Genomic DNA, 23,645 nt, shown 5'->3' on the forward strand with positions numbered 1-23,645 from the left:
GCTAGGTTTCGACAACCTTAAGGGTCTGCAGCCGTACATCTTCAGGGCCGTTGATAAAGCCGCCTGCCTCGTGCACTAGCAGCAGATAGTCTACCGCTTCCTGCGTCACTTCTTCGCCGGGCACCAGGATTGGGATCCCAGGAGGGTAGGGGGAGATGATCTCAGCACAGATGTGGCCTACGGCCTCCTGGAAAGGGATCCGCTTGATGGGGGCAAAGAAGGCCTGCCGCGGCGAGAGCCGTTGGGGCGGCAGGGGAGGGCGTTTTAACTGAGCGAGGCGCCGCAGTTTCTCGGCCATGGCTGGGGAGGGTTGGGATCCCTGGGCATACTTTGACAAGGCGGCAAAGCTCTCCACCAGCCGGTCGATGTCCCGCTGGGTGTTGCCGAGGCTCACAATAAAGACCACGTTGTGCAGGGTGGACATCTCCGGCTGCACGTGGAAGTGATCGTTAACCCAGTCGTGGGCGTCGAAGCCAAAAAGGCCCAGCCCCGACACCGTCACTGTCAAGCGGGTGCGATCCAGATCGAAGAAGCCAGGTGTAGAGCCGATGCGCTCCGGACCAAAACAGTACAGCCCTGGGATGCGGTTGAGGCGGGCGCGGGCTTGATCGGCTAAAGCCAGGGCTTGGCCCAGCAGTTTCTCGCCTTCTAGGGCCATCTGCCGCCGCGCCACGTCCAGCGACATCATCAGCACGTAGCTGGGGCTAGTCGATTGCAGCAGTTGCAAGATGTTACGCACCCGGTTGGGATCGATGCGGGATCCCTTGAGGTGGAGCATCGAGGCTTGCGTCATGCCGGAGATTACCTTGTGGGTGGACTGCACCACCAGATCGGCACCGGCTTCCAAGGCGGAGATGGGCAGTTCTGGGTGAAAGCCAAAGTGGGGCCCGTGGGCCTCGTCCACCAAGAGGGGCAGGCCGTGGCTGTGGGCGATGGCCGCCAAGGCTTCTAGGTCGCAGCAAACCCCGTAGTAGGTGGGGCTGACCACCAACACGCCCTTGGCGTCGGGGTGCTCGGCTAGGGCCCGCTCCAGGCCGGCAGGAGTGATGCCGTGGGCAATGCCCAGCTCTGAGTCAAAATCCGGCTCAACGTAGATAGGCACCGCCCCGGAGAGGATCACGCCGGCAATGGCCGACTTGTGGCAGTTGCGCGGCAGCAGGATCTTGTCCCCTGGGTCGCACACGGCCATCACCAGGGTTTCTACGCCACAGGTGGAGCCATTCACCAGAAACCAACTGCGATCCGCTCCGTAGGCAGCTGCAGCTAGCTCCTGGGCTTCCCGGATCACGCCGTCGGGATCGTGGAGGTTGTCCACCTCCGGCAACTCGGTGAGATCCGACCGGAAGACGTTTTCTCCCAAAAACTCCCGCAGGTCGGTGGCGATCCCGCGTCCCTGCTTGTGGCCTGGCGTGTGAAAGGGAGCCTTGTCCAAGCTGCAGTAGTGGCGGATGGCCTCAAAAAGAGGGGCCCGCTCTTGAGCTTTGCGATCCAGCAGGCGCAGACGACGGGACGCTTTGGACAGAGGCGACAAAACCATGAGCCACTCCCCAACACACCAGCGTCCAGCCATTATCCACCCCCAGCGGAGCCGAGTCCACCCCCAAGGTCACCTCAGGGAGCGTCTTTCCTGCTAGCCTGGGTTCAGGTTGCCCTTCCTGCTTGTATGTTTGAAAAGCTGCCCCTCCCCCTGAGCACCCTGGTGTTGTTGGCAGGCGTTGCCGCCACAGCTTGGGGCTTTGCCCAGTACAGCGATCCCACCCTGAACCTCATCGGCCTGTTTGCCGGGATCCCTCTGCTGCTGGGGGGGATAACCCTGAAGGTGGTGGAGCTCAAGCCAGTGCCTGCCCTGACGCTCCCTTCGCCAGAAGTGCTCCAAGCCCGTGCCCAGCAGGCCACGGAAATTCAAAAACAAATCCGCGCCGACATCACTAAATACAGCTATGGGGCCAACGCCCACCTGGAAGAGGCCCTGGGGTTCCTCGGCCTGCGCGGCCCTCTGGAAGCAGACCTACCCAAAATTAGAGGCTATCGAGAAGAATTGCGGGATGGCCGCTACACCTTGGTACTTCTCTTCGATTCGCCGGCCGTTCCCTTCCAGCAATGGCAGGAGAGCTACCAGAAAAAAATGCAGGGCTTCTTTGGCCGCGACGTGGAGGTGCAACTGCAGCAACCCCGAGAGCATCAGGTGGAGCTGGCGCTCATCGCCTGTCCCGGATCCCAGGCTACCGGAACAGGGTGAGAGGGCTTGGATCCCTTCACGCTAACTTCTGTCGGTCTCAGCGGCCCAATCCTAAATAATCCAAGTACGCAAGATCTAGATTTCCTCAGGGCTCAAGTGGCCCAAGCGATCCATGCCGGTGCCGTTGCGGCGAATATAGGCCAGTTCGGGAGAGCCACTGTGTCCGATAAACGATCCGGGAAATTCTCCTTGGGGATCACCCACAGGGGGTCTCGGCGTCGGCACAGTTCCCGTCCCAAGCTCCGATAAGGGATCGGGGGCGTCGGCCCCTTCTCCTTCCCTAATTCAAGGGGATCCCTGCCGACCGCTGAATAACAGCATGGCGAGCCAACCAGCGCTGTTTCAGCAACTCGCTACTTTCCGATCCCGGTGTTACGTAACGCATCACCGCGGCATAGCTATCCAAAGAGCTGCGACGCATCCGACCGGTCCGCTGATGACAACCCACACAGCTAGCATCCAGTAGGGGCTTAATATCTCGCTGGTAGGTGTATTGAGGCTCGGTACGGAAAGTCAACTCTATGGGACTCTGTAAATCTAGCTCTTTGGTGGCAGGCAAGATTACTCTGTAATCAGTGCTGTAACTGAGTAGCTGTAAAGGCTTGATGATCAGCTCGTTTCCCTGAATATCAAAGGCCACTTCCAAAGGAGGCTGGATCCCAAAGGCTAAACTTGCTATTCCTATCGGAAGTTCTCGATCAAAACGTAGGCGAATGCTTTGATCAACCCGGATCCCCCTTTGGCCATCGGAAGGATTGCTAGGGACCAATGAGAAAGAGAGGTAAATTCTACCTGAGCTTTTTGGGTTAGCGACTTTGGCTGTGAAAGAGTTAATGTATTGGGACAGAAAGTTGTATATTGCTTAACGATGGATTTTACTGCCAGAAACTACGAGGTAATTACACTAGGAATAGAGGCACTTTTTGTTTCTCACCTTGTCCTAGTACTTCTAAGGCAAGCTACCCAGTCTGCGGCTGCGCCTGAAATTGTTGTGACAAAGTCTACCAAACTAAAGAGCACGATTGTTCGGCAAGCTGTGAATAGCTTTGCCCCTGCACCTGCAGAGAGAGATGATAGGCTTGTGGCCATCCCATCTCGCTCGAAGCCAGCACCCAAGCTAGCCCAAAGGTGAGCAAGGGGGATCCCAGCCTCAGCCAAGGCCGGCGGTGAGAGTTCGACATCAGCATTAGGCAGCAACGTATCTTAGGGCTGGCAGTTTCTTTTGGCAAAGCAATCGGTTTGAGAAAATGACAGTCGCTGGTAAACCACTCTCCTAGTCCTCTAAAATAGTTGGGGTAATCAAGACAACAACTTCACTCCTGGTGTTAGTCGTGTTTTGCCTACGAAAGAGAGCACCTAGCAGAGGAATCTCAGCAAGAAGTGGAACTTTGTCAACAGACACTCGATCTTCCTCTCGGATCAATCCTGCTAAGAATAGTGTTTCCCTGTCTTTAAGTCTGACTTGCAAAGAGCCAACAGAACGCTGATTAAGCAAGCTAATTACACTTCCATCTGCTAAAGTAACTTGGGAGCCGATAGATGAAACCTGCGGAAGAAGATTTAACGTAACGTAGCCATTGTCATCAATCCTAACATTTTGAATAATTAAATTGACCCCTGCGTTTCCTTTTTCAAAGACAACTGTTGATGCACCTGTTGCAGGGTCCGTTACCAATCTCCTGTTAGTGATAACTTCTTGTCCAACCACAATGGCCGCACCTGTATTGTTGGCAACAACTACTTTTGGATCGGCTAGTATCTTAGCCGTTCCTGAAGCAATGGCTGCATCTATACGGGCTGCAAGAGACTGCTGAAGTCGATTCAGAGTGTTGAACACAAGCGAGCCTCCAGTTCCCGCAGAAGGAACTACGCCAACATCAGGAATTGAGGATCCTGCGGGCTGGTTGAGAGGAGTTCCTCCAAAGACGGTGTTATCTCCGGAGCCTAATGCAAAGTTTCCAGAAGCACCGCCTAACGCAACTCCCAGATCAGAGTTATTATCCAGGTTAACCTCAATAAACCTAGCACTAACTAAGACCTGCCGACTTCTAAGATCAATTTGAGCAAGATAGGCTGCAATTACATCATGCTGGGCAGGCGTGGCAACAATAGTTAGTGAGTTCGTTCTAGGATCCGCTTGAATAGCTGACTCTTGAGCAAGAGGAATGCCCGATGCTTCTAGGATAGCCAAAATTCTACTTCTGATCTCACTTGGAGTAATACTTAATTGTCTAGCACTAATCTCAACTGTTGCTTGCCCGCCTCCAGCCCCCGAAGCAGTAAGATTAAAGGTCTGTGCCTCCTCTTCAATTCTTAGTTGATTAAGCCTATATGTTTTGACAATCTGCTGGCCAACCCCAGGAAGTTTAGTGCCGATGAAAACTGTTTGCCCTACACGGGTTGCTTGCAGTTCCTTCAGCCGCAAGATAAAGTTGAACGTTTCCTGTAAGGGTGAGTCGGCCACGTCTAAGGAAATCGTCAAGTCCGGAGGAACGTCGTTAAGGACTACATTTAGTCCAGCTCGACGTACCAAGAGACTCAACACATCACCTACGGGAGCATCCCTCAGGGTTAAGGTAATCTTGGCATTTGAGCCCAAGTCAACTGGAGGGGGAGCAGGAAGGATGCTGCCGACTGCAAGATCCCCTGCCGGAGGAGCTACTGCTCGACCCTGGAAGGGAGAAGTAGTGGGATCAACGGATCCCGGCGGCAGTTGGGGTTGGTTAAGCTGCCCCACGGAGGGCACCTGAGAAATGACCGGCCCAGGAGAAGCTGGCTGAGCTGGCGGGGAAGGGGGAGGAGTTTGAACAAGCGGCTGAGGAGTAGGGGCTGTTCCCTGGGGAGAAGGAGGGTTTTGAACAGCTGGAGGGGAAGCAGGAGCCGGCGGTGGGGCCACAGGCTGAGGTCGGGTTGGCGAGGCCGGTTGATTGGGCGCTACTTGGCTAGGCGCTGCCGCTACAGGAGCCGGTGGAGCAGAGGGCAAGCTCTCAAACTCGAAGACCAGCTGCGTCGGGCTGCGCTGGGCCAGCAAGCCCTGGGGAGCTGCCGCAACACCGGCAATTTCTATCCGCACGCTGTCACTGCCCAGTTGCTTGGCTTCGATGAAGCGCACTCCCGGCAAGGGAGACTCCTGACGATAGCGGCCTTGACCGCCATCCAGTTGGGCATTGGTGATATCTCCAATCCAAGACCGGCCCTGTCGGGTAAAGAACACCTGGGGACGGGCGCCCCCTGCAGTGGTGATCTCCAGCTTCATGCGGTTGCCGTGGGGCACTAGGCGGATATTGGTGATGCGGCTGAGGCTTTGGGGTTTTACGGAGGTCAACCGTTGGGCGACAGCTTCCTCAAGCTGACTTTCTACAGCCAACAGGGGCAGAGAAAGGAACAGGCTCAGTGCCCATCCCCAGGCAACTCGACGCTTCATCATCCTCACACCTCACTCCGTTAGCCGAGCGCGTTCTTGCTTCACTGCAGCACGGGTTACCCAGTGCTTCCCTAATCAAAGCCGAAATCTCGCCCTTTGCCACTACCTGTAGGGGCCCCAAGGCAAATTTTTCCTGAATCTTCGATACAGCGCCACTATCTGTGCTTTCCTAGCGAGGGTTCGCGCTCCCTACCTATCCCCTCAAATTTCAGCAGGATCCCCACAGCAGCAGCGCCCAACCACAGCATGGGCTGCTCTTGCCCTGCTGGGCTATTGGCTGGGTGTTGGCTGTCCTTCCTCAGGGGAAGGTGTTGGCTGTCCTTCCGCAGGGGGGGTTTGTCCTTCAGGGGCAGGAGCAGTGCCCAAGGGAATGTCTTTGTCGTAGTAATAGGCAATCAAATCAAAAGCGGCGTCCAGCTCCCCTGTGTCTTGAACGGGATTTAGGCTAATGTTGCTCACCCGAAACAAGGTGCGTAGGCGCTCTATATCCCTCATAAGACTAATGATGTCGGTGTAGGGGCCCCGCACCGTGACGCGGGTGGTCTGCACCTGGATAGCCGGAGCAATGATCGCGGGCACTTCGGGGTTATCCGAAGAAGCAGGGGTGAGGGGAGAAGGGGCAAAACTGCGCAACTCGCTGTTGGGCTGTCCTCGCACCAGGCGGCTGAGATCGATCAGTTGCGTGTCGGCATTCTCGGGGGCGGCGAGCAAGGAGCTGATCTGCTCTTGCTGCACACGAGCCCTCTCGATTTGGTTGGGCAGATCCTGTAGGCTGGCAATCTGGCCCTGTACCTCCTGCAACTGGCTGGTTTTTTGGGCTACCTCTCTTTCCAAGGCCTGCACCTCTCTAATTAGAGGACGGAGTTGGGTGAAGGCCAAAACGCCTGCTGTACCCAGGCCCAGGATCCCGATCAACAGGCCAATGCGAATAGGGGTCAGCTCGACACCCAGCAGTACCGGCGGCCCCGCCGGAGGTGCCATTAGTTGGTCATCGTGAAAACTGTCCAGCGAGCCGGTCATCAGTTCCCCTCCACTTGACGCAAAATGCGGATCTTTTCCACCAAGCCTATTGCTCCCCGCTGCTCCAGCTCGCGGGTAAACTCTGGGTCGGGATCCCCTATGGTTCGAATAGTAACCGTTAGGCCGTAGGTGACGCTGGGTTCAGTTTCAGGGGTGCCCTCCACTCGAGAGGCACTGTTGATAACGGCGCTGGTTACGAAGTTGGAATCCAGCAGAGTAAGCAAAAAGTCGTTCACCAAGGGAAAATCCAGCGCCCCGCCTTGGATGTTCACAGTATCGCCAGAGGCGCTGATGTTGGTTATCCATACCCCTTGCCCAGGGATCCTGCGCCGCACTTCTTCTAGAATGGCCGACCAGGGCTGGACGGATCCCAGAAAAGAGCGAAACCCTTCTGTCTGGGTGCGAATGGTTTGTAATTCTTGGCTGAGGCCCTGGAGCCGGGTCAACTCGGCATTGGCTGTGCTGAGTTCTCCTTCGAGGCGGCTTCGCTCTGCCCTGAGGACATCTCTCTGGCGGGAGAAGAGGGTCTGGAAGTACAAAAAACCCCCCATGGCCACGGCAGCTACGGCAATCCCCAGGCCAATGGCCAAAGCCCAGCTCTCCGCTCCGGCAGCAGCTGTTGGGGCAGCTACCGCCCCCGGCTGAACGGTGGTAGGAACTTCCGGCCTTTCCTTGAGAAAGTTAATTTCCGGTGTGTACATCACTCGCCTCACTCATTGGTGGACAGTGTCTCCAAGGGATCCCTGTCGTTACTTGCCGGCTTCCCGCATGGCTAGCCCCAGAGCCACCCCCATTGCTGGTCGCTCCTCCAGGGGCACCTCAGTTGAATCTGGTATGAGGATGCTGCCAAAGGGATCCGCCAACTCCACCGCCACGCTCAACAACTGGGATAAGAAGCCATCCATTTGACCAATGCTGGCTCCTGGCCCGGCCAGCAATACTTTCACCACAGGAAAGCTGCTTTCCGTGCTCGTGAAAAAGTCAATCGAGCGCTTTAGTTCATCGGCCAAATCGGAGACGACACGGGCCACCGCTGCCACACCGGGGTTACTGGGAACCGGTTGCTCTCCCGTGGCCAAAACATCGGCGGGGTTGATCAAGGGTAACCTTAGAGTTCGCAACAGGTCGCCAGTGCGGCTAACCGGCAAATTCAGGGCCTGGGCCAGCACCTGGCGCATGTGGATAGTGCCGATGTTGACGGTGCGGGTAAATTGCGGGATGCCGTTGACCAAGATGCTGATCTCGCTGCTGTCGTAGCCGATGGAGCTAAGCAACACTGCCTCTTGGGGGCCGTACTGGAGGAGCTGGTCACGGATGGTGCGAATGAGGGAGAAGCTAGCCAGCTCCACACAGCGCGCCTTCAGGTTGGCTGCTTGCAGCACGGCCAGGTAGTTGTCCACCACCTCCTTGGGGATAGCCACCAGCAGCACCTCAATGCGCTCAAGGCCATCCTGGGAAAGGTCGAGGCCCAGGGGCTGGTAGTCCACATCCGCCTGATCCCGGGGATAGGGGATGTAGAGCTCCGCCTCCTGCTCCAAGACCACCCGCCGCAGCTCATCAGCAGGCAGGTCAGCAGGCAGGCGAAGGAGGCGGACAACGGCCTCTCGTGCCGGCACTGCGGTCGCCACCGGCAAGTTGGTGGGCACCTTGTATTCGTTGAGCAAGTTGGCCAGGGTCAGGCCAACCGTGTCTGGATCGAGGATGCGCCCCTCGACCATGGCCCCCTCTGGCATTTCCACGCTGTGGTAGTGAACTAGACGATAGCGGCCATTGCCCTGTTTTTTCAGTTGGGCAACGGCAATGCGCTCGGCGTTGATGTCCACCCCAAGCAAGGTTTGAGTTCTGGAGCCACCAAGAAAGCCAAACACGCTGGAAACCCCGCCCTCTGCGCTACTGCTAGGACGCATACTACCCAATTTGTCTGGGGGTTACCACCGTTTGCAGTTGACTGCCGGCAAAGATTTGTGCTAGCTGGCCCTCCCCTACCAGGGATCCCAACCCGTTCTAAGCAGGCGAGACTCAGGGGTGGGAAAGGCAGAGCTTGCGGCTAGAATCGTAGTCTGTATTTACGGACACTGGGCTGACCTTATTGCCCCTTTTTGGAATGCTGAGCACTTGTGAATTCGACCTAGCCATTCCGGCGCCGGGCCGGGTGTACCGGGGCAGCGGCATTCTCGAGGCCGTCCCCCTGACGATCCTGGGATCCCGCGTGTTGGTGATCGGGGGGGAGCGATCGCTAGCTGTGGCTGAACTGCCCCTGAAGCGCAATCTGGAGCGGGATCCCGCCGTTCAGGTTTACTGGAGCACCTATGGCGTCGATTGCACCGAATCGGAGCTGGCTCGTCTCCAGGCTCTGGCCACAGCAGAATCCGTAACCGGCATTTTGGGGGTGGGGGGCGGCAAGGCGTTGGATACCGCCAAGCTGGTGGCCCATCGGTTGGGGATCCCGGTGGTAACAGTGCCCACCTCTGCTGCCACCTGTGCCGCCTGGAGCGCCCTGTCCAACATCTACTCGGAGGCCGGAGCTTTTCAGCGGGATGTGGCCCTGGATCAGGCTCCCGCTGCTTTGATCCTGGACTATGACTTGATTCTGCAAGCACCAGCACGCACTCTGGTGGCCGGGATCGGAGATGCCTTGGCCAAGTGGTACGAGTCTTCTGTGAGCAGCGGCAGTTCAGAAGATGCCCTGGTGATCGGCGCTGTGCAGCAGGCCCGCGTCTTACGGGATTTGCTCTTGCAAAAATCGGTGGCGGCCCTGCGGGAGCCAGGTGGGACTGCTTGGAGGCAGGTGGTGGACGCCTGCATTTGCCTAGCGGGGATTGTCGGCGGCATGGGAGGAGCCAAGTGTCGCACCGTGGCCGCCCATGCTGTCCACAACGGTCTTACTCATCTGGTGGGCCACCGGGCCGCCCTGCACGGCGAGAAAGTGGCTTTTGGCATCTTGGCCCAGCTTCGCCTGGAGGAAATCCTGCAGGGAAGCCAGTTGGCGCTGGCCGCCCGCACCCATTTGCTGGAGTTCTACCGCCAGGTGGGGCTACCTCTTAACTTGCGGGATCTCCACCTGGGCCACCTGGGATCCGCCGAGCTGCTGCACGCAGCTCAAGTGGCCTGCCAGCCAGGCTCGGGCATCCACCACCTGCCCTTCCCTGTTAGCCCCGAAGCCCTGCTGGTGGCCCTTACCACCACCGACTTGACCAGCTCCAGTCCCGTCCTGCCGCGGCTCTAGGCTGGCCTAGGGATCTTCCCGCTTTCCCACTTTGCCAGTCCAGGCGGGGGTTTGGGCCCTCTGCAGCCGAGCTTCCCGGTAGGCGCTAGAGGTGGCGCCTGCCAAGACCAAGGCTCCGCCCATCCAAGTCCACCCATCCGGGATCTCGGCAAAGACCCAGAACCCGAGCAGGCTAGCCCAGAGGAGGCGAAAAAAATCAAGAGGCAGGAGCATCGTCACCTCGGCCAGCTTGTAGGCCTGCGTGAGGGCCACCTGGCCCAGGCTGCCCAGCAGCCCCATAGCTGCCATCCACAGCCACTGCTCCGGCGAAGGCCACCTCCAAACCCAGACGGCAGCCAGAAAAGAAAGAGGGGTCTGCAACAGGCCCATGTAGGCAGTGATCGTGAGGCTGGACTCGGTGCGGGCGAGGATCTTGAGCACGATGGTTACCCAGGCAAAGAGGGCTGCCGCCGCCAAAGCTAGTCCTGTCCCTAAGGAGAGCTCCCGAAAGCCCGGCCTTAGCATCACCAAGGCCCCGGCAAACCCCAGGCCCAACCCCAGCCAGCGGGAGGGACGCATCTGTTCGCCCAACACCCAGACCGCCATGAGGCTGGCAAACAAAAGCTGGACAAAGCTCAGCGCCGTTGCTTCCGCCAAAGGCAACAGGCTGGCTGCCCAGAAGGAAAGCAGCATCCCCAAGGTGCTGATTGCCGAGCGCAGGAGGTAGAAGCCCATCTTGGCGGTGCGCAGAGAGTGGATCCCTGCTTGCAAAAGCAGCGGCACTAGGGCAAGCAACCCAAATAGGTTACGCAAGAACACAATTTCAAAAGGGTGCAGGGCGGGCGTGTTGAGCCGGATGATCGCCCCCAAACAGGCAAAACAAAAGGTGGCCAGCAGCTTCAGGGCAACCCCTTGCCAGGCTCTCATTTGGCCCCCCTCCGCAAACCGGCCCACTGGCGCGTTCTCAACGTTACAGCTCACACCCAAACGTTTAAGTACAGACTTTTCAGCCTTGAACTCTCACCCTAAGCGGACTGTCAGGGATCCAACCTGCGCTCCTGAGCACTCCCTGCCCCCCTGGTCAGCAGGGAAAAAGACTTCAAGAGGAGCCACCGGCTGGAAGTCCTAGGTCTTCTTTAGAATCTCCTGCAGGTAGCCAATGACTGTTTCTGGCCGGAGGTGGGTCATGCAGGGGTGGCCTTCCACCAGGCAGGCTTCGTTTTTGAACTTGTTTTCCACGCAGACCCGGCATTTATAGGAAGTTTGGGTAATGTAAACATGGGGCAGGCGAGGCGCCCACAGCCGCACCGGGCTAGCTCCATCGCCATCGGCATCGTTGCCAAACAGAGCAATGGTGGGGCAGCCCACGGCCGCTGCAATATGCATCGGCCCCGCATCCACAGAGATACAGACCCGCGCCCGCTTCAGGGCTCCGGCCAGCTCGAGGAGGCTGGTTTTGCCCCGCAGGTCAATCATCCCTGTTTCAGCCATCAGTTGCTCTTCGCCGTCACCGTGGTAGAGGGATCGCTGCAGCTCGGGGGCACTGCCAATTAGCCCCACCTGCAGGCCCTGTCCCTGGCACCACTGGATCACTTGGCGCCAGTACTCGAGCGGCCACATCTTGGCACGGCGGGTGGTGGTGATGTGCACCAGGACTTCCGGCACGGGAAAGTCGGGATCCCGGCTGGGCAGCTCTAGGCGGAAAAAATCTGTTTCCACATAAGCCAGGCGGCAGAAGATCTCGGCAATGTAGTTGCTGGTGAGGATGTCTTTGTAGCGCTGCAAAAACTCCAGGCTGTTCCAGTCGTCGTCCTGGAGCATGCGCTGCACCGGGTCGGGGCCGGGATCCAACTTGCGGCGAAAGTCCAGGGTCAAGCAGGCGCCAGCAATGTACTGGGGGCGCAGGGCCGTCACCGCCACCAGGTTGAGCTCGCTAAACTCGTCGCAATTGATGGCCAGATCGTAGGGCCCGGCCTGGGCCACCCGTTCCCGTACTGCTGCTGTTAGGGCCTCGAGGTAATCGGGGCGGCGGCTGTAGAGGGGGAAACTAAAGTCAATGTAGGGGCAGTGGAGCTCAAAGTCGCGGGTAATCTCGCTGCCAAAAAAATCCAGCACACAGCCGGGGTATTTCTCCTTGAGGCCCCGCAGGAGGGGGACGGTGACCACAAAGTTGCCCACCTTGCTGGAAGAAAATACTGCCAGATGGGGCCGTTCCCGCAGGGGTTGGTTGGCAAAGCGCTGCATAGGGTTGGGATCCCCAGAAAAAGCTGTTTGCGTCCGCAGGGCAGAGCACCTTTTGTTAAGCTACCATCCCCAGGGCTACTCAAGGCCGGCTGGCCTGGCTGCCATCCCAGATGACTACCACAGCAAAGCGATCCAGAAAGCCATCGACGGCGTTCATCTGGCGCAGGTTGAAGGCATCTTCGGCGGAGATCACCAGGTCGTAGCCTAGCGTGCGCATGGCGCGGATGCGGTAGGGCCGTTCCCCAATGCGGTTGACTAGCAAGCGGGCCTGCTCTTCCGAGGTGGCGTAGGCGGCGGTGCCTTCGCTGCCCACAAAGGCAACATTGAGGTCCTGGCCAAGATTGGCGGGCGGGTAAACTGGGTTGCCGTCGGGATCCAAAAGGCGCATCGATTGGCTGGGCAGAAAATCCAGGCCGCGGGCATCCACGAGCAGCCCTGTTACCTGCGGGGTTTGCCGCCGGGATCCCGCCTCGAGGCCAGCTCCCCCCCCTGGCCCTTGGCCTGTGCCCACCCCCGAGCCAGGGCTGGAGCCGCGCCCCCCGCTCTGGCCGCTGCCGGGCCCGCTCCCTTCTCCCTGGCCAGAACCCGAGCCACCGCCCCCGCTGCCGAACTGGCGCAGCAACTCCAAATCGAAAACTGGCCCTTCCGACCTTGCCTCCTCGCTAGAAACTACCGACTCTACTTCCAACTGGTCAGGAGTAACTGGCCGCCAGGGCGTTTCTGCTGGGAGCGGTTGTCCCTCGACGACTGAAGCAGGGGGGCGGTAAAGGGGAGGGAACAACGGGGTTTGTGCCCAAGCTGTTTTTGTCCCATGGAGGGGAAGAATCCCTCCCGCCACCACCGTCACCAAGATTGCCCCGATCCCGGCCCTGTGCGGTCTCTCCTTCCAGCACCTCATGCCCACACCTTGTGGCCTGATGACCTGCGCCTCACCCCTCCCCATGCTAGCCAGACCCTGCCGGTTCGGCAGGGGATCCCGCGCAGTCCTTCCTTTGGCTTTTTCTCCCCTGCGGCGGGATCCTTGGCTTAGGGGGGGCTGGGAAAACGAGGTGTTGATCCCCAGCGATCCCCAGGCTCTTGACCAATAGGCAGAAATACGTGAACATGGGTTCATCATGCCCTTGATCCCCGTTGATCCCAAGCTGGGGTCATCAGCGGTTGGAAAGCACAAGGCAGGCTGTTACCCCCGTGAGCCAGGGGTTGCCCTTAGCCACAAGTGGGGATCGGCCTTTGGGTTAGCTAGTGGAGCGTGTGCACAAGCCCAATCTGTTGAGAACAGGAGACCCTGACCATGCCACCAGAGCGGATCCCGTTGGAAGAAATGACCATTCGGCAGTTGCGAGAAGAAGCTGCCCGCTATCAGATCCCCAAGTACAGCCGCATGACCAAAGACCAGCTTATCCAGGCTATTCGGGAGGCCCAGGCCAAGGCTGGTCCCCCCGGGAATGCAATGCCGGAGCCCAGTGGCCAAGAGGTAGTTACCGGGACGAAGTATGTCGGCCAAGTAGCCAGCAAGCTGGATCTGGCTGATGTGGACAAGGGGCTGGGGGATCTGCCCGGGGGCTATGGCGAAAGCCGCATTGTCCTGCTGCCGCGGGATCCCCAGTGGGCCTACGCCTACTGGGATGTGCCCAACGAAGCCAAGGAGAGCAAGCGCCGCGAGGGCGGCCAGCAGTTGGCGCTGCGTCTGTACGATGTAACCGATATTGATTTCGACCGCCAGCCGGCTCACAGCATGCAGGAGTACCCCTGCGATGAGTTGGCGCGGGAGTGGTACTTGCCAATCCCAGTGAGTGACCGCTCCTATTTGGTGGAGATTGGCTACCGGACGGCAGATGGTCGCTGGCTGATGTTGGCCCGCTCAGCGGCAGTGATGGTGCCGCCGGTCTTCCCCTCTGACTGGTTGGAAGAGCACTTCCTAACCGTGCCCTTTGACATGCCCCTCCAGGGCCGCACCCTCTACCAGCTCACCGAGCCCTACAAGCGCAGCGCTGCCGGCATGGGCGTGGTGGCCTACAAAGGCGACGAGCCGCAGCGGGAGGCGACAGCGGATCCCTTCCTGGAAATGGTGGGCGGTTTTGAGGCAATGCGGGTGGCGGGATCCCTGTTTGGCAGCCACCAAATGGGCAGCCGTCAACTGGTGCCCGAGCAGGCCATTAGCTCGTTTGTTATCCCTTCAGGTGTGGGCATGATGGGCATGGCAGAGGTGCCTGCTGCCCCTTGGATGGCTTCTGGATCGGGCCTGGGGCTGTTCTCCGGCGCTTCCGAAGTCCTGCCGCGGCGCTCCCGCAAGTTCTGGCTGGTGGCTGATGCGGAGCTGATTGTCTATGGAGCCACGGAGCCGGACGCCACCGTTACCATTGGCGGGCGCAAGATCCAGCTCAACCCCGATGGCACCTTCCGTTTCCACATGGCTTTCCCGGATGGCAACATCGACTTCCCCATCTTTGCCGTGGCTGCCGACGGCGAGCAAAACCGGGAGATCCACATGACCTTCGACCGCCGCACCCTCTCCCGCCGCACCAACCCCAAGGAGGAAGCCTTCGAAGAACTGCTGCCCTAGAGGTTCTACCCCTACTCTCCTCCCCCCGCCTGCCAGGGGGGCTTTTTCTGCTGTTAACGAGGGACTTGCCGACCTTGGAAGAAACAGGCTAGAGTAAAAGAACGACGCGGGGTAGAGCAGCCTGGTAGCTCGTCGGGCTCATAACCCGAAGGTCACTGGTTCAAATCCAGTCCCCGCTATAGGAACCCAAGCTAGGCAACTGGTAAGCCGAAGGCGGGAAGACAGCACATGGATCCGCGGGAAATTGAGGCCTTGATACAAGCTGCCCTGCCTGGTGCACAAGTGCGGGTAGAAGATACGGTGGGTGATGGCAACCATTTTCAGGCCATTGTCGTGGCCGAGCAATTCCAGGGCCTCCCCCTCCTCAAACAGCACCAACTGGTGAATGAGGCTCTAAAAACCTACCTGCAGGACGGCCGCCTCCACGCTTTGTCCCTGCGCACTTTTACCCCCGCTCAGTGGGAGCAGCTTCGCGGAGGAGATCCCAGCTTAGCTCTTTGGTCCTCCCAATCCCCTTCATCTTGAGCCGGCTTGCGGTAGCCCCTAGCCAAAGCTGATGCGGAGCAGGGAAAAATCATCTTCAAGATCCGCCCTGCCGCGGAAAGATTGGATGTGTTGCAGAACGCGATCGAGGCCAATGCAGGCATGGGCGCCTAGGAACGACTTCCAGTTCTCCATTCCCCAGATCCCTTCCGAGCTGGACACTTCGTAAACCCCGTCGCTGAACACGTAGAGACAACTGTTGGCCGGGATCCGCACTTCGTCCCTAGCAAAGTCCTGATCGGGCAAAATGCCAATGGGCAAATTGGGTGTTTTCAGCTCTAGGGGGATGGGATCTGATTGAGCAACCAACAGAGCGGGGGGGTGGCCAGCGCTGGCAAAAGAAAGCAAGCGAGATCCCGGACGGTAAACCCCATACCAGAGGGTGAAGTACATGTCATGGTGGGATCCCATTTGGAAGGATTGGTTGAGGGCGCGCAACACCGCATCTGGCTGCCGCAGGTCGGTGTCGGGCAGGCTCTGGGAACGCAACTGGTTCATCACCGACACGGACAAGAGGGCGGATCCCACCCCGTGCCCTGACACATCCAGAAGGTAAATAGCTAGGTGATCCTCGTCCAGCCAGTGGTAGTTAAACGAATCGCCCCCCAACTCCTGGGAGGGCAAAAAGCACCACTCGATCGCTATTTGGTGAGGTGAGAAGTCGGCCGGCTTGGGCAAAAGCGAACGCACATAGCTGGCTGCTTCGGCCAACTCCGCCCGCAGTCGGGCAGTTTGCTGCTGCAGGTCATAGCTGAGCTGGTGCAAGCGCAGCCCAGCCCGCACCCGCGCCCGCAATTCATTGGGATCGATGGGCTTGCTGAGGAACTCGTCTGCCCCGGCATCTAGGCCCTGGATGCGGTCTTCGACTTCGGTGCGCGCAGTGAGCAAAATAAAGAAGGTGGTGGAAAACTTGGGATCCGCCTTGATGCGCCGGCAGACTTCCAGCCCATCCATATCCGGCATCATCCAGTCACAGATAATCAGCCCCGGGGTTAGGAGATGAGCTTTCTCCAGCCCTTCCAAGCCACCGCTGGCCATCTCGACGGTGTAGCCCTGCCGCTCCAGGGATCGCTTCAACACCAGCCGAATCGTGGGATCGTCGTCGACAATCAAAATGGCCGTCATGCACCCTAATCCTGAATCAACCCGAATTCAGAACGCATCAAACCGCAACTCCTGGATAGACATACCGGTAGGCAGGCCTTCTATCGTAGCTTAGGGGTTGGGCAGAAAAACTGGCTCGGCAAGAGGGGGGAAAGACTCAGCAACCTCGTCCACCAGAGCTAAAGTTGCGTATCGATCGGTGGAGCCCCAAAACCGTGGTTGCACGCTACCCAAAAGCTGACCGTTCCCAGATACTGGTAGCAATAGATCACAGCGCGAGGTTTTTGGGCAGACTCTGCTTTAGAGACTTCCGTTGGACATAGAGACACAGATCACATCTTACCCATCCTTTGCCGGTCTAGAGTGACCTTCGAGGTTAAACGCCCTTTGCTGCATGAGTGCATCCCCCCTACCTTTATCTCCTCCGTCCGTTCGGGATTCGCAGGCGGCTTCACCCACGGCACCCCGCCAAGCTCCCAGGGGAGAAATCCGGCTGGAGGACTTGGATGAGAAGCAATTTCTGGGCAGCCTCTCCTCAGTGGTGCTTAACCCCGCTTCCTGGAGCTGCTTCAGCCTTAGCGAAACCAGCCGCCTGCTGCGACCTTTGCAAATTTCCCCCGACCTGACAGGAACCCCCGTCCTCTCTCCCAGCGCCACGGCCGAGATTGTGTACAAGTTTCTGAGGAGCGACGGTCGGATTGGAACCATGAAGGGGCTGATCTCGATCGAGGACTTTCGCAGCAAGCGGCTGCATTCTATTTACGAGGAGCTGCGTATTGAAGAAATTATACCGGTTTTTAACGAAGCGGTCGTTGTGCAGATCATCGATCAGTTGAAGCCGATTTTTGCCCGCGACCTGGACGAGCTGCTTTGGCAAGAAAGCTTTTACTTTACCCCTCAAGATCTGCGCCAGCCGGAGTTTTTGCTGCGTGGCCTGCGACCCGAGGCGATCCCGCGCCGCTTTCGGCCCCACTTGCAAAGAGTATACTCCCAGATTATGAGGGTGTGTCGCAGCCTGCCCAACATCGCTTTCCAACTGTGTCTGCGGGCCTACCTGGAGTACAACGAGGTCAAAAACAAGCATCTGTTGGCAATTCTGCTCAGCAAGTATTTTTACACGCTCTATCGCATCGGTGGACTGGACGGTTGGGAAAGTCGGGATCCGGTGGAGGTGGGATCCCTGGGCTCCTCCGATCGGCGGGCTCGGCTGCGGGCTCTTTCTCGCCTACTGACGCTGGATAACGACAGCGACGAACCGCTGGCAAGCCTCGGTGGCCCAGGGCCGGGCGGCAGTTATTTCAGCGGAGAGGGGGAGCTTGCTGCTACCGAGGTGCCGAGCGCAGAAGCGATCGAAAAGCTGCGGCAAGAGGTGGAGGCAGCGCGCAGCCAGGCCGCCGAGGCCCAGCAACTGGTAGCCCAATACCAAGAAGAGAAAAAACAAGAGCTCCTCAACCGCCTGCAGGATCCAAATAAGTTTCTCCTTTTCAGCCTCCACCAATTTTTCGACACTCTCTTGATCTCCCTCCCTGTGGAGGTGAAAAGCGAGTACGGAGCAGCTTGGGTGCCGCGCACCTCCTACTTGGACGAGAAAGAGCGGGACAAGCTAACCGAGCATTTGCACCGGATCACCAGCGAGGCCTATTTGCTTAGCATCCCCTTTGCTGAGGCAACACTCATTGGCTATTGGCGAGTTTTGGCCGATTCGTTCTACAACCAGTGGGTTTTAAACCAGTACAAGCAGTTGCAAAGCTACGGAGTGGATCTGGAGCAGCAGGGCATCCAAATCCTGGAGCGAGAACAATTTTTGCATGAAGTGCAACTGCGCTTTGCTGCCCGCCACCGCGAGATTGTAACTCAAAATGTGGAGAAGATCAGCCAAATTGTGGTGGATAGCCTAGCCAAGCGGGTGGCCCTCAACACCAGTCAGCAAAGCTTCCAGGCGATGCGGGCCAAATTGACCACCGTTTTGGATATGGACATTTCCCGCAAGGACATGGGAGAAGTCAAGCGGCTGATTGACTACTTCACGGATGTGTTTTTGGGCAAGCGGGAGGAGCTGCGTTCTCCCTACCCAGTGGGCACCATCTTGCAAGTAAAGGCAGCCATTGAAGCTCAGCCCCCCGACAGTCGCACCCGCATTGGCCTGGAAATCCTAAACCAGATCTACCGCGAGTACATGCCTGTGCTGCAGCAAGAGTAGGGGCAGGGATTCCAGGGGCTGGCAAGTTTTGGGCACAATGGGGACTGGTGTGCTGTTTAGGGTTGGAGACGGCAAGTTCCCATGCGCTACCGCCAGCTTGGCCACAGCCCTCTGCAGGTTTCGGAGATCTGCCTCGGCACCATGACGTTTGGTGAGCAGAATACCCAGACTGAGGCTTGGGAACAGCTCGATTACGCGGTGGAGCACGGGATCAACTTCATCGATACCGCCGAGATGTACCCGGTGCCGGCGCGGGCGGAAACCCAGGGAGCCACAGAACGCTACATTGGCGAGTGGCTACGGCACCAGCCGCGGGAGCGCCTCATCATCGCTACCAAGATCACTGGCCCGGGGCGACCCTGGCACTGGATCCGCGGCGGGTCTCTCTCGATTAGCCGCAACAATCTTAAGCAGGCAGTGGCTGGTAGCCTCAAACGCCTGAAGACCGACTACATCGACCTCTACCAAATCCACTGGCCGGATCGCTATGTGCCCCTGTTTGGGGGGGTGGCCTATGATCCCAGCCAGGAGCGGCCCACCGTCCCCATTGCCGAGCAACTGCAGGGCTTGGCGGAACTGGTGCAGGAGGGCCTGGTGCGCTACATCGGCCTGAGCAACGAAACCCCCTGGGGGGTCTGCGAGTTCTGCCACGTGGCCGAGCAGTTGGGCCTGCCCAAGGTGGTTTCGATTCAAAATGCCTACAACCTCCTCAACCGCACGTTTGAGATGGGCCTGGCAGAGGTCTGCCGCCACGAGCAGCTGGCCTTGCTGGCCTACAGCCCCCTGGCCTTTGGGCTGCTGACGGGCAAATACCTGGGGGGCGCCAAGCCGCCGGGATCCCGTTTGACCCTGTTTGAGAGCTTTGGCCAGCGCTACCGCAAGCCGAACGTGGAAGAGGCGGTAGCTGCCTACGTACGCATTGCCCGCCAGCACGGCCTGACTCCTGCCCAGTTGGCTTTGGCCTTTGTGCGCAGCCGCTGGTTTGTTACCAGCACCATCATTGGGGCCACCAACCTGGCTCAGCTCAAGGAAAACCTCAGTTGCCTGGAGGTGGAGCTGTCGCCTGAGATCCTGGCGGAGATTGAGGCGGTGCACCAGCGCTACCCCAATCCTGCGCCCTAGGCAGGCAACAAAACGGCCCGCCAAGGAGAACTTTCTGCGTCTAGGGCCACTCTGTCTGAGTTGGTCCCTCTTCTTGGACCCACAGACGTCCCATGACCTCTTTTGGCAGATCGTGAGGTGTGAACAATGCGCGACCTTTTCCTTTGGCAGGGTTGGAAGACGGCAGCTCTGGTGGTAGGCTGCAGCAGCTTGGTTTGGATGGGGGATCCCACTTGGGCGCAACTTTCTGATATCAGCACCTACTGGGGCGCCCAGTACATCACCGGGCTCAATGAGCGGCAGATCATCAGCGGGTTTCCAGATGGCACCTTTCGCCCCAATGAGTCGATTACCCGCGCCCAGTTTGCTGTCATCGTTACCAAAGCTTTTGGGCTAGACACCAACGTTCCCGTGCGTCCTTTTGCTGATCCCATTCCCAGCTGGGCAGCTCCCTCCATCGGCGCGGCGGCAGCAGCAGGGTTGGTTTCCGGCTTTCCCGACGGCACCTTCCGTCCCAACGAGGTCCTCACCCGTGCCCAGGCCATCACTGTCTTGACCCGCGCTGCCACCAACGGTAAGCTCCTCGAGGATCCCGGTCAAATTGAGGCCATCCTCGCGGGGTTTGCGGATGGCGATCGGGTGCCTAACTTTGCCCGCGCCCCCATTGCGACAGCACTTCAAGAAGGGCTGTTGGTGCTCTACCCTGATCCCACCCGCTTGAATGCCCAGGCGGTGGCCACGCGGGGGGAAGTGGCGGCTCTTACCTACCAAGCGCTGGCCAAGGTGGGCCGGGTGCCCAGCCTAGACCCACCGGTGGGAGCTGCCATTCCCAGACCAGGGATCCCCACCGAACTCCTCGCCCAGGTTACCCCCACCCCTGAGCCCCTGGCTACGCCGGACATCCCCGTGGAGCCGCTGGTGGAAACGCTGCCTGCCGCGCCGGAAGTGAGGACTTTCTTTGCCCGCGAGGAGCTGGGATCCGTCAAGCCGGGAGATACCTTGACGGTGTATTTGCTGGGATCCCCGGGGGCGCAGGCGTCTTTCTCCATTCCCGGCATTGCCTACAACCTGCCCCTGCAGGAAACCCGCCCCGGCCAATACGAGGGCAGCTACACCTTCCGCAGCCAAGACCGGGCTCTAGAAGCGCCGGTATTTGCCCGTCTGGAGCGGGATGGGCTGGTGACCCTAGTCCAATTGCCGGACAAAACCATCACCATTGGGCAGGTGACCGACACCACCTTCCCCACCATCAGCGATCTGGCTCCGCCCAACGGAGCGGTGACCGACAACCCGCGCCCATCCATTTCCGCTCGCTTTCAGGATGACCAGGGGATCGACCTCAATAGCTTTACCCTGCTGGTGAACAACGTCGACGTTACCGCCCAAGCCCAGCTCAGCCGCACTGGCTTTACCTATACCCCCGCCGAGCCGCTGCCCACTGATCGACCAACCTTGATTGCCGTCCAAATTGCCGATCCCAGCGGCAACACCGCCCTCCAGCAGTGGTCTTTCCAGGTGCGGGCCACCCAGCTGACCCCGACACCCACACCTACCCCTACTCCAGAACCCACACCCACGCCGAGTCCCCAGGCTGGCGGAGAGCCTTCTCCTAGCCCTTAGGGAAAACTCAAGCCAGGCCTTCAACAGGCCTCAGTTCTAAGAGCTGCCTTCCCCTTAACCTCTACTAAATCTAGGGGGGAACAGGCTGGTTAGGATGTTAAGCTACTGCCAGTTGCGACTGGATGGGATCCATGAGCTCAGGGTTGCAGCCGTTTTTGCCATTGTGGCAAAGGGTTGGCTTTAGGTGGCTGGTGAGTGGGATGGGGTGGGCTGCTGCGGCGGCTGCAGTTGCTGCCCAGCAGTTTGAGTTTACTCCCCAAGCTCCTCAGCCGAATCCCGTTCCCACCCTGCCGCTGCTGAGCGCTCCATCTTCCCCCAGCTCTGCCACCCCCGATCCCCTGCCACCAGTGCCTCAGGTGCCGCAAATGCCGCTGGATCCCACGGCTCCGGCTGTGGCTCCGATCCCGGTGGTGCCCGTTCAAGCGGCCCCAGGTGGACAGGCTACGCCAGGCGAGGCCTATTCCTATCAACGGCGGCCCGACCTCAGTCCAGGGGGGAACCTGGCCGGGGCTGCGCGGGGCGAGCTGCCGGCGGGCACCCGTATTCCCCTCACGGTTTACCGCCCCATTACTTTTCAGCCTTACCAGGCCATCAGCACCAGTCTGGAGGTCTCCGAGCCGGTGCTGGATCGCTTTGGCCAGGTGGTGATCCCGGCGGGGAGCGTGGTGTGGGGCACCTTTGAGCCGGTTTACCAAGAACTGAAGCTTTCTGGTCGGGAGTCGGAGAGCGCCGATCCCCAAGAGCGGGTTGTCGGCAGCCGCTTTGTGGCCAACCGCCTGACCATCGGCTCTTCCACCTATCTCATTAGAGGCCAATCTGCACCCCTCCAGGTTGGGCTGGATCGCAACGCCGATATGGGTACTACCGTCGCTCGGGGGGCAGGCTATGGGGCGGCGGGCGGCTTAGCCTTGGGAGTGCTCACGGGGGGATGGGGCTTTTTGCCCATCTTGGCCGGCAGCCTCGTGGGAGCAGCCGCCAGCACTACCAACATCGACCGAGTGGTGACGCTGCAGCCCAATACCCTGGTGGAGCTGGAACTCGCCGAGAGCCTGATCATCCAGTAGCCTTGACAAAAAGCGGGCAGGAGCGGGTCGGTAGAGTAGAGAAGAGCCCCCTAGTTTGCCCCATGGCCTTCTGGACCTACCTCGTGCCCCCCTTGGCCGGGTTGGTGATTGGCTACTTCACCAACGACATTGCTATCAAGATGCTGTTCCGGCCCTACCGCCCCTACCGGGTTTTCGGCTGGCGCATCCCCTTTACCCCCGGCCTAATCCCGCAGAACCAGCCCCGCCTGGCTAGGCAAATCGCCAAAACCATCATGGGATCCCTGCTCACGCCGGAGGAGCTGCACAACCTGGCTCGCAGGCTCCTACAAACCGAGCGCATGCAGGCAGGGATCCGCTGGCTACTGGGGGTGGCTTTGGATCGACTGCAGGATCCCCAACACCAGCAGCAAACGGCGCAGGTGCTGGCCCGCATCTTAGCGGATTTGTTTAACGAGTCGCTGCCCCGCCTGGTGAAGGTGCTCGCCCGCCAGGAGACCTTCTTGGAGGGGCCAATTAACCAACTGTTCGACCAGGTGCTTCTAGAGCTGCGCCTTAACGCTGAGCAGGCCCGGCAGCTCTCGGAGTGGATCCTAAAGCAGGTGCTGCCCCCCAAGGTGCTGCGGCAAAACCTGGTGGACTTTCTCACCGATCGCAACATCGAAGCTTTGGATGAAGAATTTCGCGAACGGGCCACTGGCTCCTACTGGGTGGTGGCTAACTTATTTGGCCTCAAAAACGCCCTGCTGCGTCTGCGTACCTATTGCCTGGAGGATCCGGAAGGCGCAGAGGCCCTCTTGGCAGATCTGCTCAAGGACCTCAACGCCTCCCGCCGCTTAACGGAGATTCTGCAGAACCTCTCGCTGCAGAACCTACCCCTTTCTGCCGTACGGCAGTTGCGCCGCACCCTGCGCGACGGGATCCAAGACTACCTGCGCTCCCAGGGAGCCGAGGCCATTCGCAGTTTGGGAGAGAGTATTGATTGGGAAAAGGTGGCCAGCTTAGTGTTGGGTCGGCTGCGCAGTTCCAAGGCTGTTATGGCCTCCATCGACCAGATCAGTGCCGATCTTGCCTTGATCCTGGAGCGCTACCTAGAGCGCGACTTAGAATCTCTCATGATGCAGGTGATCCCCGTGTTGAACTTGGATCAGGTCATTGCCGATAAAGTCAACGCCACCTCCCCCGCTGAGCTGGAGCAGGCCATCCGGCAAATTGTGCGCCAAGAGCTGCAGGCCATCGTTAACTTGGGGGGGCTGCTGGGCTTTTTAGTGGGCTGTGTGCAGGTGCTGTTTTTGCTGAGGTAGCAGCTTCCCAAACCAGGAGCTTGGATGGGAGTTTT

The 23,645-nt window shown here is 59.2% G+C and carries 21 protein-coding genes, 1 tRNA gene and 2 pseudogenes; 11 read left to right on the top strand and 13 right to left on the bottom strand.

Translation table 11 applies throughout. The features are described from left to right. Position 1: 1 nt before the first annotated feature. The gene (locus NW830_RS09645) at positions 2–1,537 is read right to left on the bottom strand and encodes an aminotransferase class I/II-fold pyridoxal phosphate-dependent enzyme (RefSeq protein ID WP_414362473.1); all 1,536 of its coding nucleotides are present in this window, start codon (positions 1,535–1,537) and stop codon (positions 2–4) included. Positions 1,538–1,663: 126 nt separating this feature from the next. On the opposite strand from NW830_RS09645, the gene NW830_RS09650 reads away from it, so the two are divergent. Further along, on the top strand, positions 1,664–2,239 hold the full coding sequence (locus tag NW830_RS09650) for a DUF2854 domain-containing protein (RefSeq protein WP_414362472.1): 576 nt from the start codon (positions 1,664–1,666) through the stop codon (positions 2,237–2,239). A gap of 75 nt (positions 2,240–2,314) precedes the next feature. Here NW830_RS09650 and NW830_RS09655 read toward each other — a convergent pair whose 3' ends face one another. The 8 genes and pseudogenes from NW830_RS09655 to pilM form a co-directional block, all read right to left on the bottom strand. Next, a complete protein-coding gene (locus NW830_RS09655) occupies positions 2,315–2,443 on the bottom strand; it encodes a hypothetical protein (RefSeq protein ID WP_414362471.1) in 129 nt (42 codons plus the stop codon). A gap of 76 nt (positions 2,444–2,519) precedes the next feature. Further along, a complete protein-coding gene (locus tag NW830_RS09660) occupies positions 2,520–2,660 on the bottom strand; it encodes a hypothetical protein (protein WP_414362535.1) in 141 nt (46 codons plus the stop codon). A 93-nt stretch (positions 2,661–2,753) separates the two neighbouring features. Continuing rightward, positions 2,754–3,008, bottom strand: a pseudogene (locus NW830_RS09665) (Ig-like domain-containing protein); the annotation flags it as partial. A gap of 504 nt (positions 3,009–3,512) precedes the next feature. Beyond that, positions 3,513–4,664: a type II secretion system protein GspD gene (locus tag NW830_RS09670; RefSeq protein WP_414362534.1), complete on the bottom strand. Its 1,152-nt coding sequence runs from the start codon at positions 4,662–4,664 to the stop codon at positions 3,513–3,515. A 627-nt stretch (positions 4,665–5,291) separates the two neighbouring features. Further along, positions 5,292–5,666, bottom strand: a pseudogene (locus NW830_RS09675) (AMIN domain-containing protein); the annotation flags it as partial. A 267-nt stretch (positions 5,667–5,933) separates the two neighbouring features. After that, a complete protein-coding gene (locus NW830_RS09680) occupies positions 5,934–6,683 on the bottom strand; it encodes a hypothetical protein (RefSeq protein WP_414362470.1) in 750 nt (249 codons plus the stop codon). Further along, positions 6,683–7,384 (bottom strand): PilN domain-containing protein, encoded by a 702-nt coding sequence (locus NW830_RS09685; protein WP_414362469.1) that lies wholly within the window; start codon positions 7,382–7,384, stop codon positions 6,683–6,685. Before NW830_RS09685 ends, NW830_RS09680 begins: the two co-directional genes overlap by 1 nt. Positions 7,385–7,432: 48 nt before the next feature. After that, complete coding sequence (gene pilM, locus NW830_RS09690) at positions 7,433–8,590, bottom strand: type IV pilus biogenesis protein PilM (protein ID WP_414362468.1); 1,158 nt, start codon at positions 8,588–8,590, stop codon at positions 7,433–7,435. Between the two features lie 197 nt (positions 8,591–8,787). On the opposite strand from pilM, the gene NW830_RS09695 reads away from it, so the two are divergent. After that, a complete protein-coding gene (locus NW830_RS09695) occupies positions 8,788–9,909 on the top strand; it encodes an iron-containing alcohol dehydrogenase family protein (RefSeq protein WP_414362533.1) in 1,122 nt (373 codons plus the stop codon). A gap of 6 nt (positions 9,910–9,915) precedes the next feature. On the opposite strand, the gene NW830_RS09700 is transcribed toward NW830_RS09695, so the two are convergent. From NW830_RS09700 to NW830_RS09710, 3 genes are all read right to left on the bottom strand, one after another. Further along, a complete protein-coding gene (locus NW830_RS09700; RefSeq protein ID WP_414362467.1) occupies positions 9,916–10,815 on the bottom strand; it encodes a DMT family transporter in 900 nt (299 codons plus the stop codon). 198 nt (positions 10,816–11,013) lie between these two features. Further along, the gene (locus tag NW830_RS09705) at positions 11,014–12,132 is read right to left on the bottom strand and encodes a glycosyltransferase family 9 protein (protein ID WP_414362466.1); all 1,119 of its coding nucleotides are present in this window, start codon (positions 12,130–12,132) and stop codon (positions 11,014–11,016) included. A gap of 79 nt (positions 12,133–12,211) precedes the next feature. After that, the gene (locus tag NW830_RS09710; protein WP_414362465.1) at positions 12,212–12,913 is read right to left on the bottom strand and encodes a hypothetical protein; all 702 of its coding nucleotides are present in this window, start codon (positions 12,911–12,913) and stop codon (positions 12,212–12,214) included. A gap of 30 nt (positions 12,914–12,943) precedes the next feature. On the opposite strand from NW830_RS09710, the gene NW830_RS09715 reads away from it, so the two are divergent. The 4 genes from NW830_RS09715 (at position 12,944) to NW830_RS09730 (ending at position 15,220) form a co-directional block, all read left to right on the top strand. Next, complete coding sequence (locus NW830_RS09715) at positions 12,944–13,162, top strand: hypothetical protein (RefSeq protein ID WP_414362464.1); 219 nt, start codon at positions 12,944–12,946, stop codon at positions 13,160–13,162. Between the two features lie 261 nt (positions 13,163–13,423). Next, positions 13,424–14,695 carry a DUF4912 domain-containing protein gene (locus NW830_RS09720; protein ID WP_414362463.1) on the top strand — a complete coding sequence of 424 codons (1,272 nt, stop codon included), beginning with the start codon at positions 13,424–13,426 and terminating at the stop codon, positions 14,693–14,695. 105 nt (positions 14,696–14,800) lie between these two features. Next, positions 14,801–14,874, top strand: a tRNA-Met gene (locus NW830_RS09725). A gap of 49 nt (positions 14,875–14,923) precedes the next feature. Further along, entirely contained in the window at positions 14,924–15,220 is a 297-nt protein-coding gene (locus tag NW830_RS09730) for a BolA family protein (protein WP_414362462.1), read from the top strand. A gap of 18 nt (positions 15,221–15,238) precedes the next feature. Here the strand turns inward: NW830_RS09730 and NW830_RS09735 are convergent, their stop codons facing one another. Continuing rightward, complete coding sequence (locus NW830_RS09735; protein ID WP_414362461.1) at positions 15,239–16,363, bottom strand: PP2C family protein-serine/threonine phosphatase; 1,125 nt, start codon at positions 16,361–16,363, stop codon at positions 15,239–15,241. Positions 16,364–16,844: 481 nt separating this feature from the next. Here NW830_RS09735 and NW830_RS09740 point away from each other — a divergent pair, with 481 nt between their 5' ends. The 5 genes from NW830_RS09740 to NW830_RS09760 all read left to right on the top strand — a co-directional run bounded on the left by NW830_RS09740 (position 16,845) and on the right by NW830_RS09760 (position 23,610). Then, the gene (locus NW830_RS09740; protein WP_414362460.1) at positions 16,845–18,542 is read left to right on the top strand and encodes a hypothetical protein; all 1,698 of its coding nucleotides are present in this window, start codon (positions 16,845–16,847) and stop codon (positions 18,540–18,542) included. 81 nt (positions 18,543–18,623) lie between these two features. Continuing rightward, positions 18,624–19,664, top strand: a complete 1,041-nt coding sequence (locus NW830_RS09745) for an NADP(H)-dependent aldo-keto reductase (protein WP_414362459.1) — start codon at positions 18,624–18,626, stop codon at positions 19,662–19,664. Positions 19,665–19,790: 126 nt separating this feature from the next. Next, a complete protein-coding gene (locus tag NW830_RS09750) occupies positions 19,791–21,263 on the top strand; it encodes an S-layer homology domain-containing protein (protein WP_414362458.1) in 1,473 nt (490 codons plus the stop codon). Positions 21,264–21,463: 200 nt separating this feature from the next. After that, a complete protein-coding gene (locus NW830_RS09755) occupies positions 21,464–22,327 on the top strand; it encodes a hypothetical protein (protein ID WP_414362457.1) in 864 nt (287 codons plus the stop codon). Positions 22,328–22,389: 62 nt separating this feature from the next. Then, on the top strand, positions 22,390–23,610 hold the full coding sequence (locus NW830_RS09760) for a DUF445 domain-containing protein (RefSeq protein ID WP_414362456.1): 1,221 nt from the start codon (positions 22,390–22,392) through the stop codon (positions 23,608–23,610). Positions 23,611–23,645: the final 35 nt, after the last annotated feature.

The sequence above is a fragment of the Synechococcus sp. OH30 genome, from assembly GCF_047462175.1.
Lineage (GTDB): Bacteria > Cyanobacteriota > Cyanobacteriia > Thermostichales > Thermostichaceae > Thermostichus.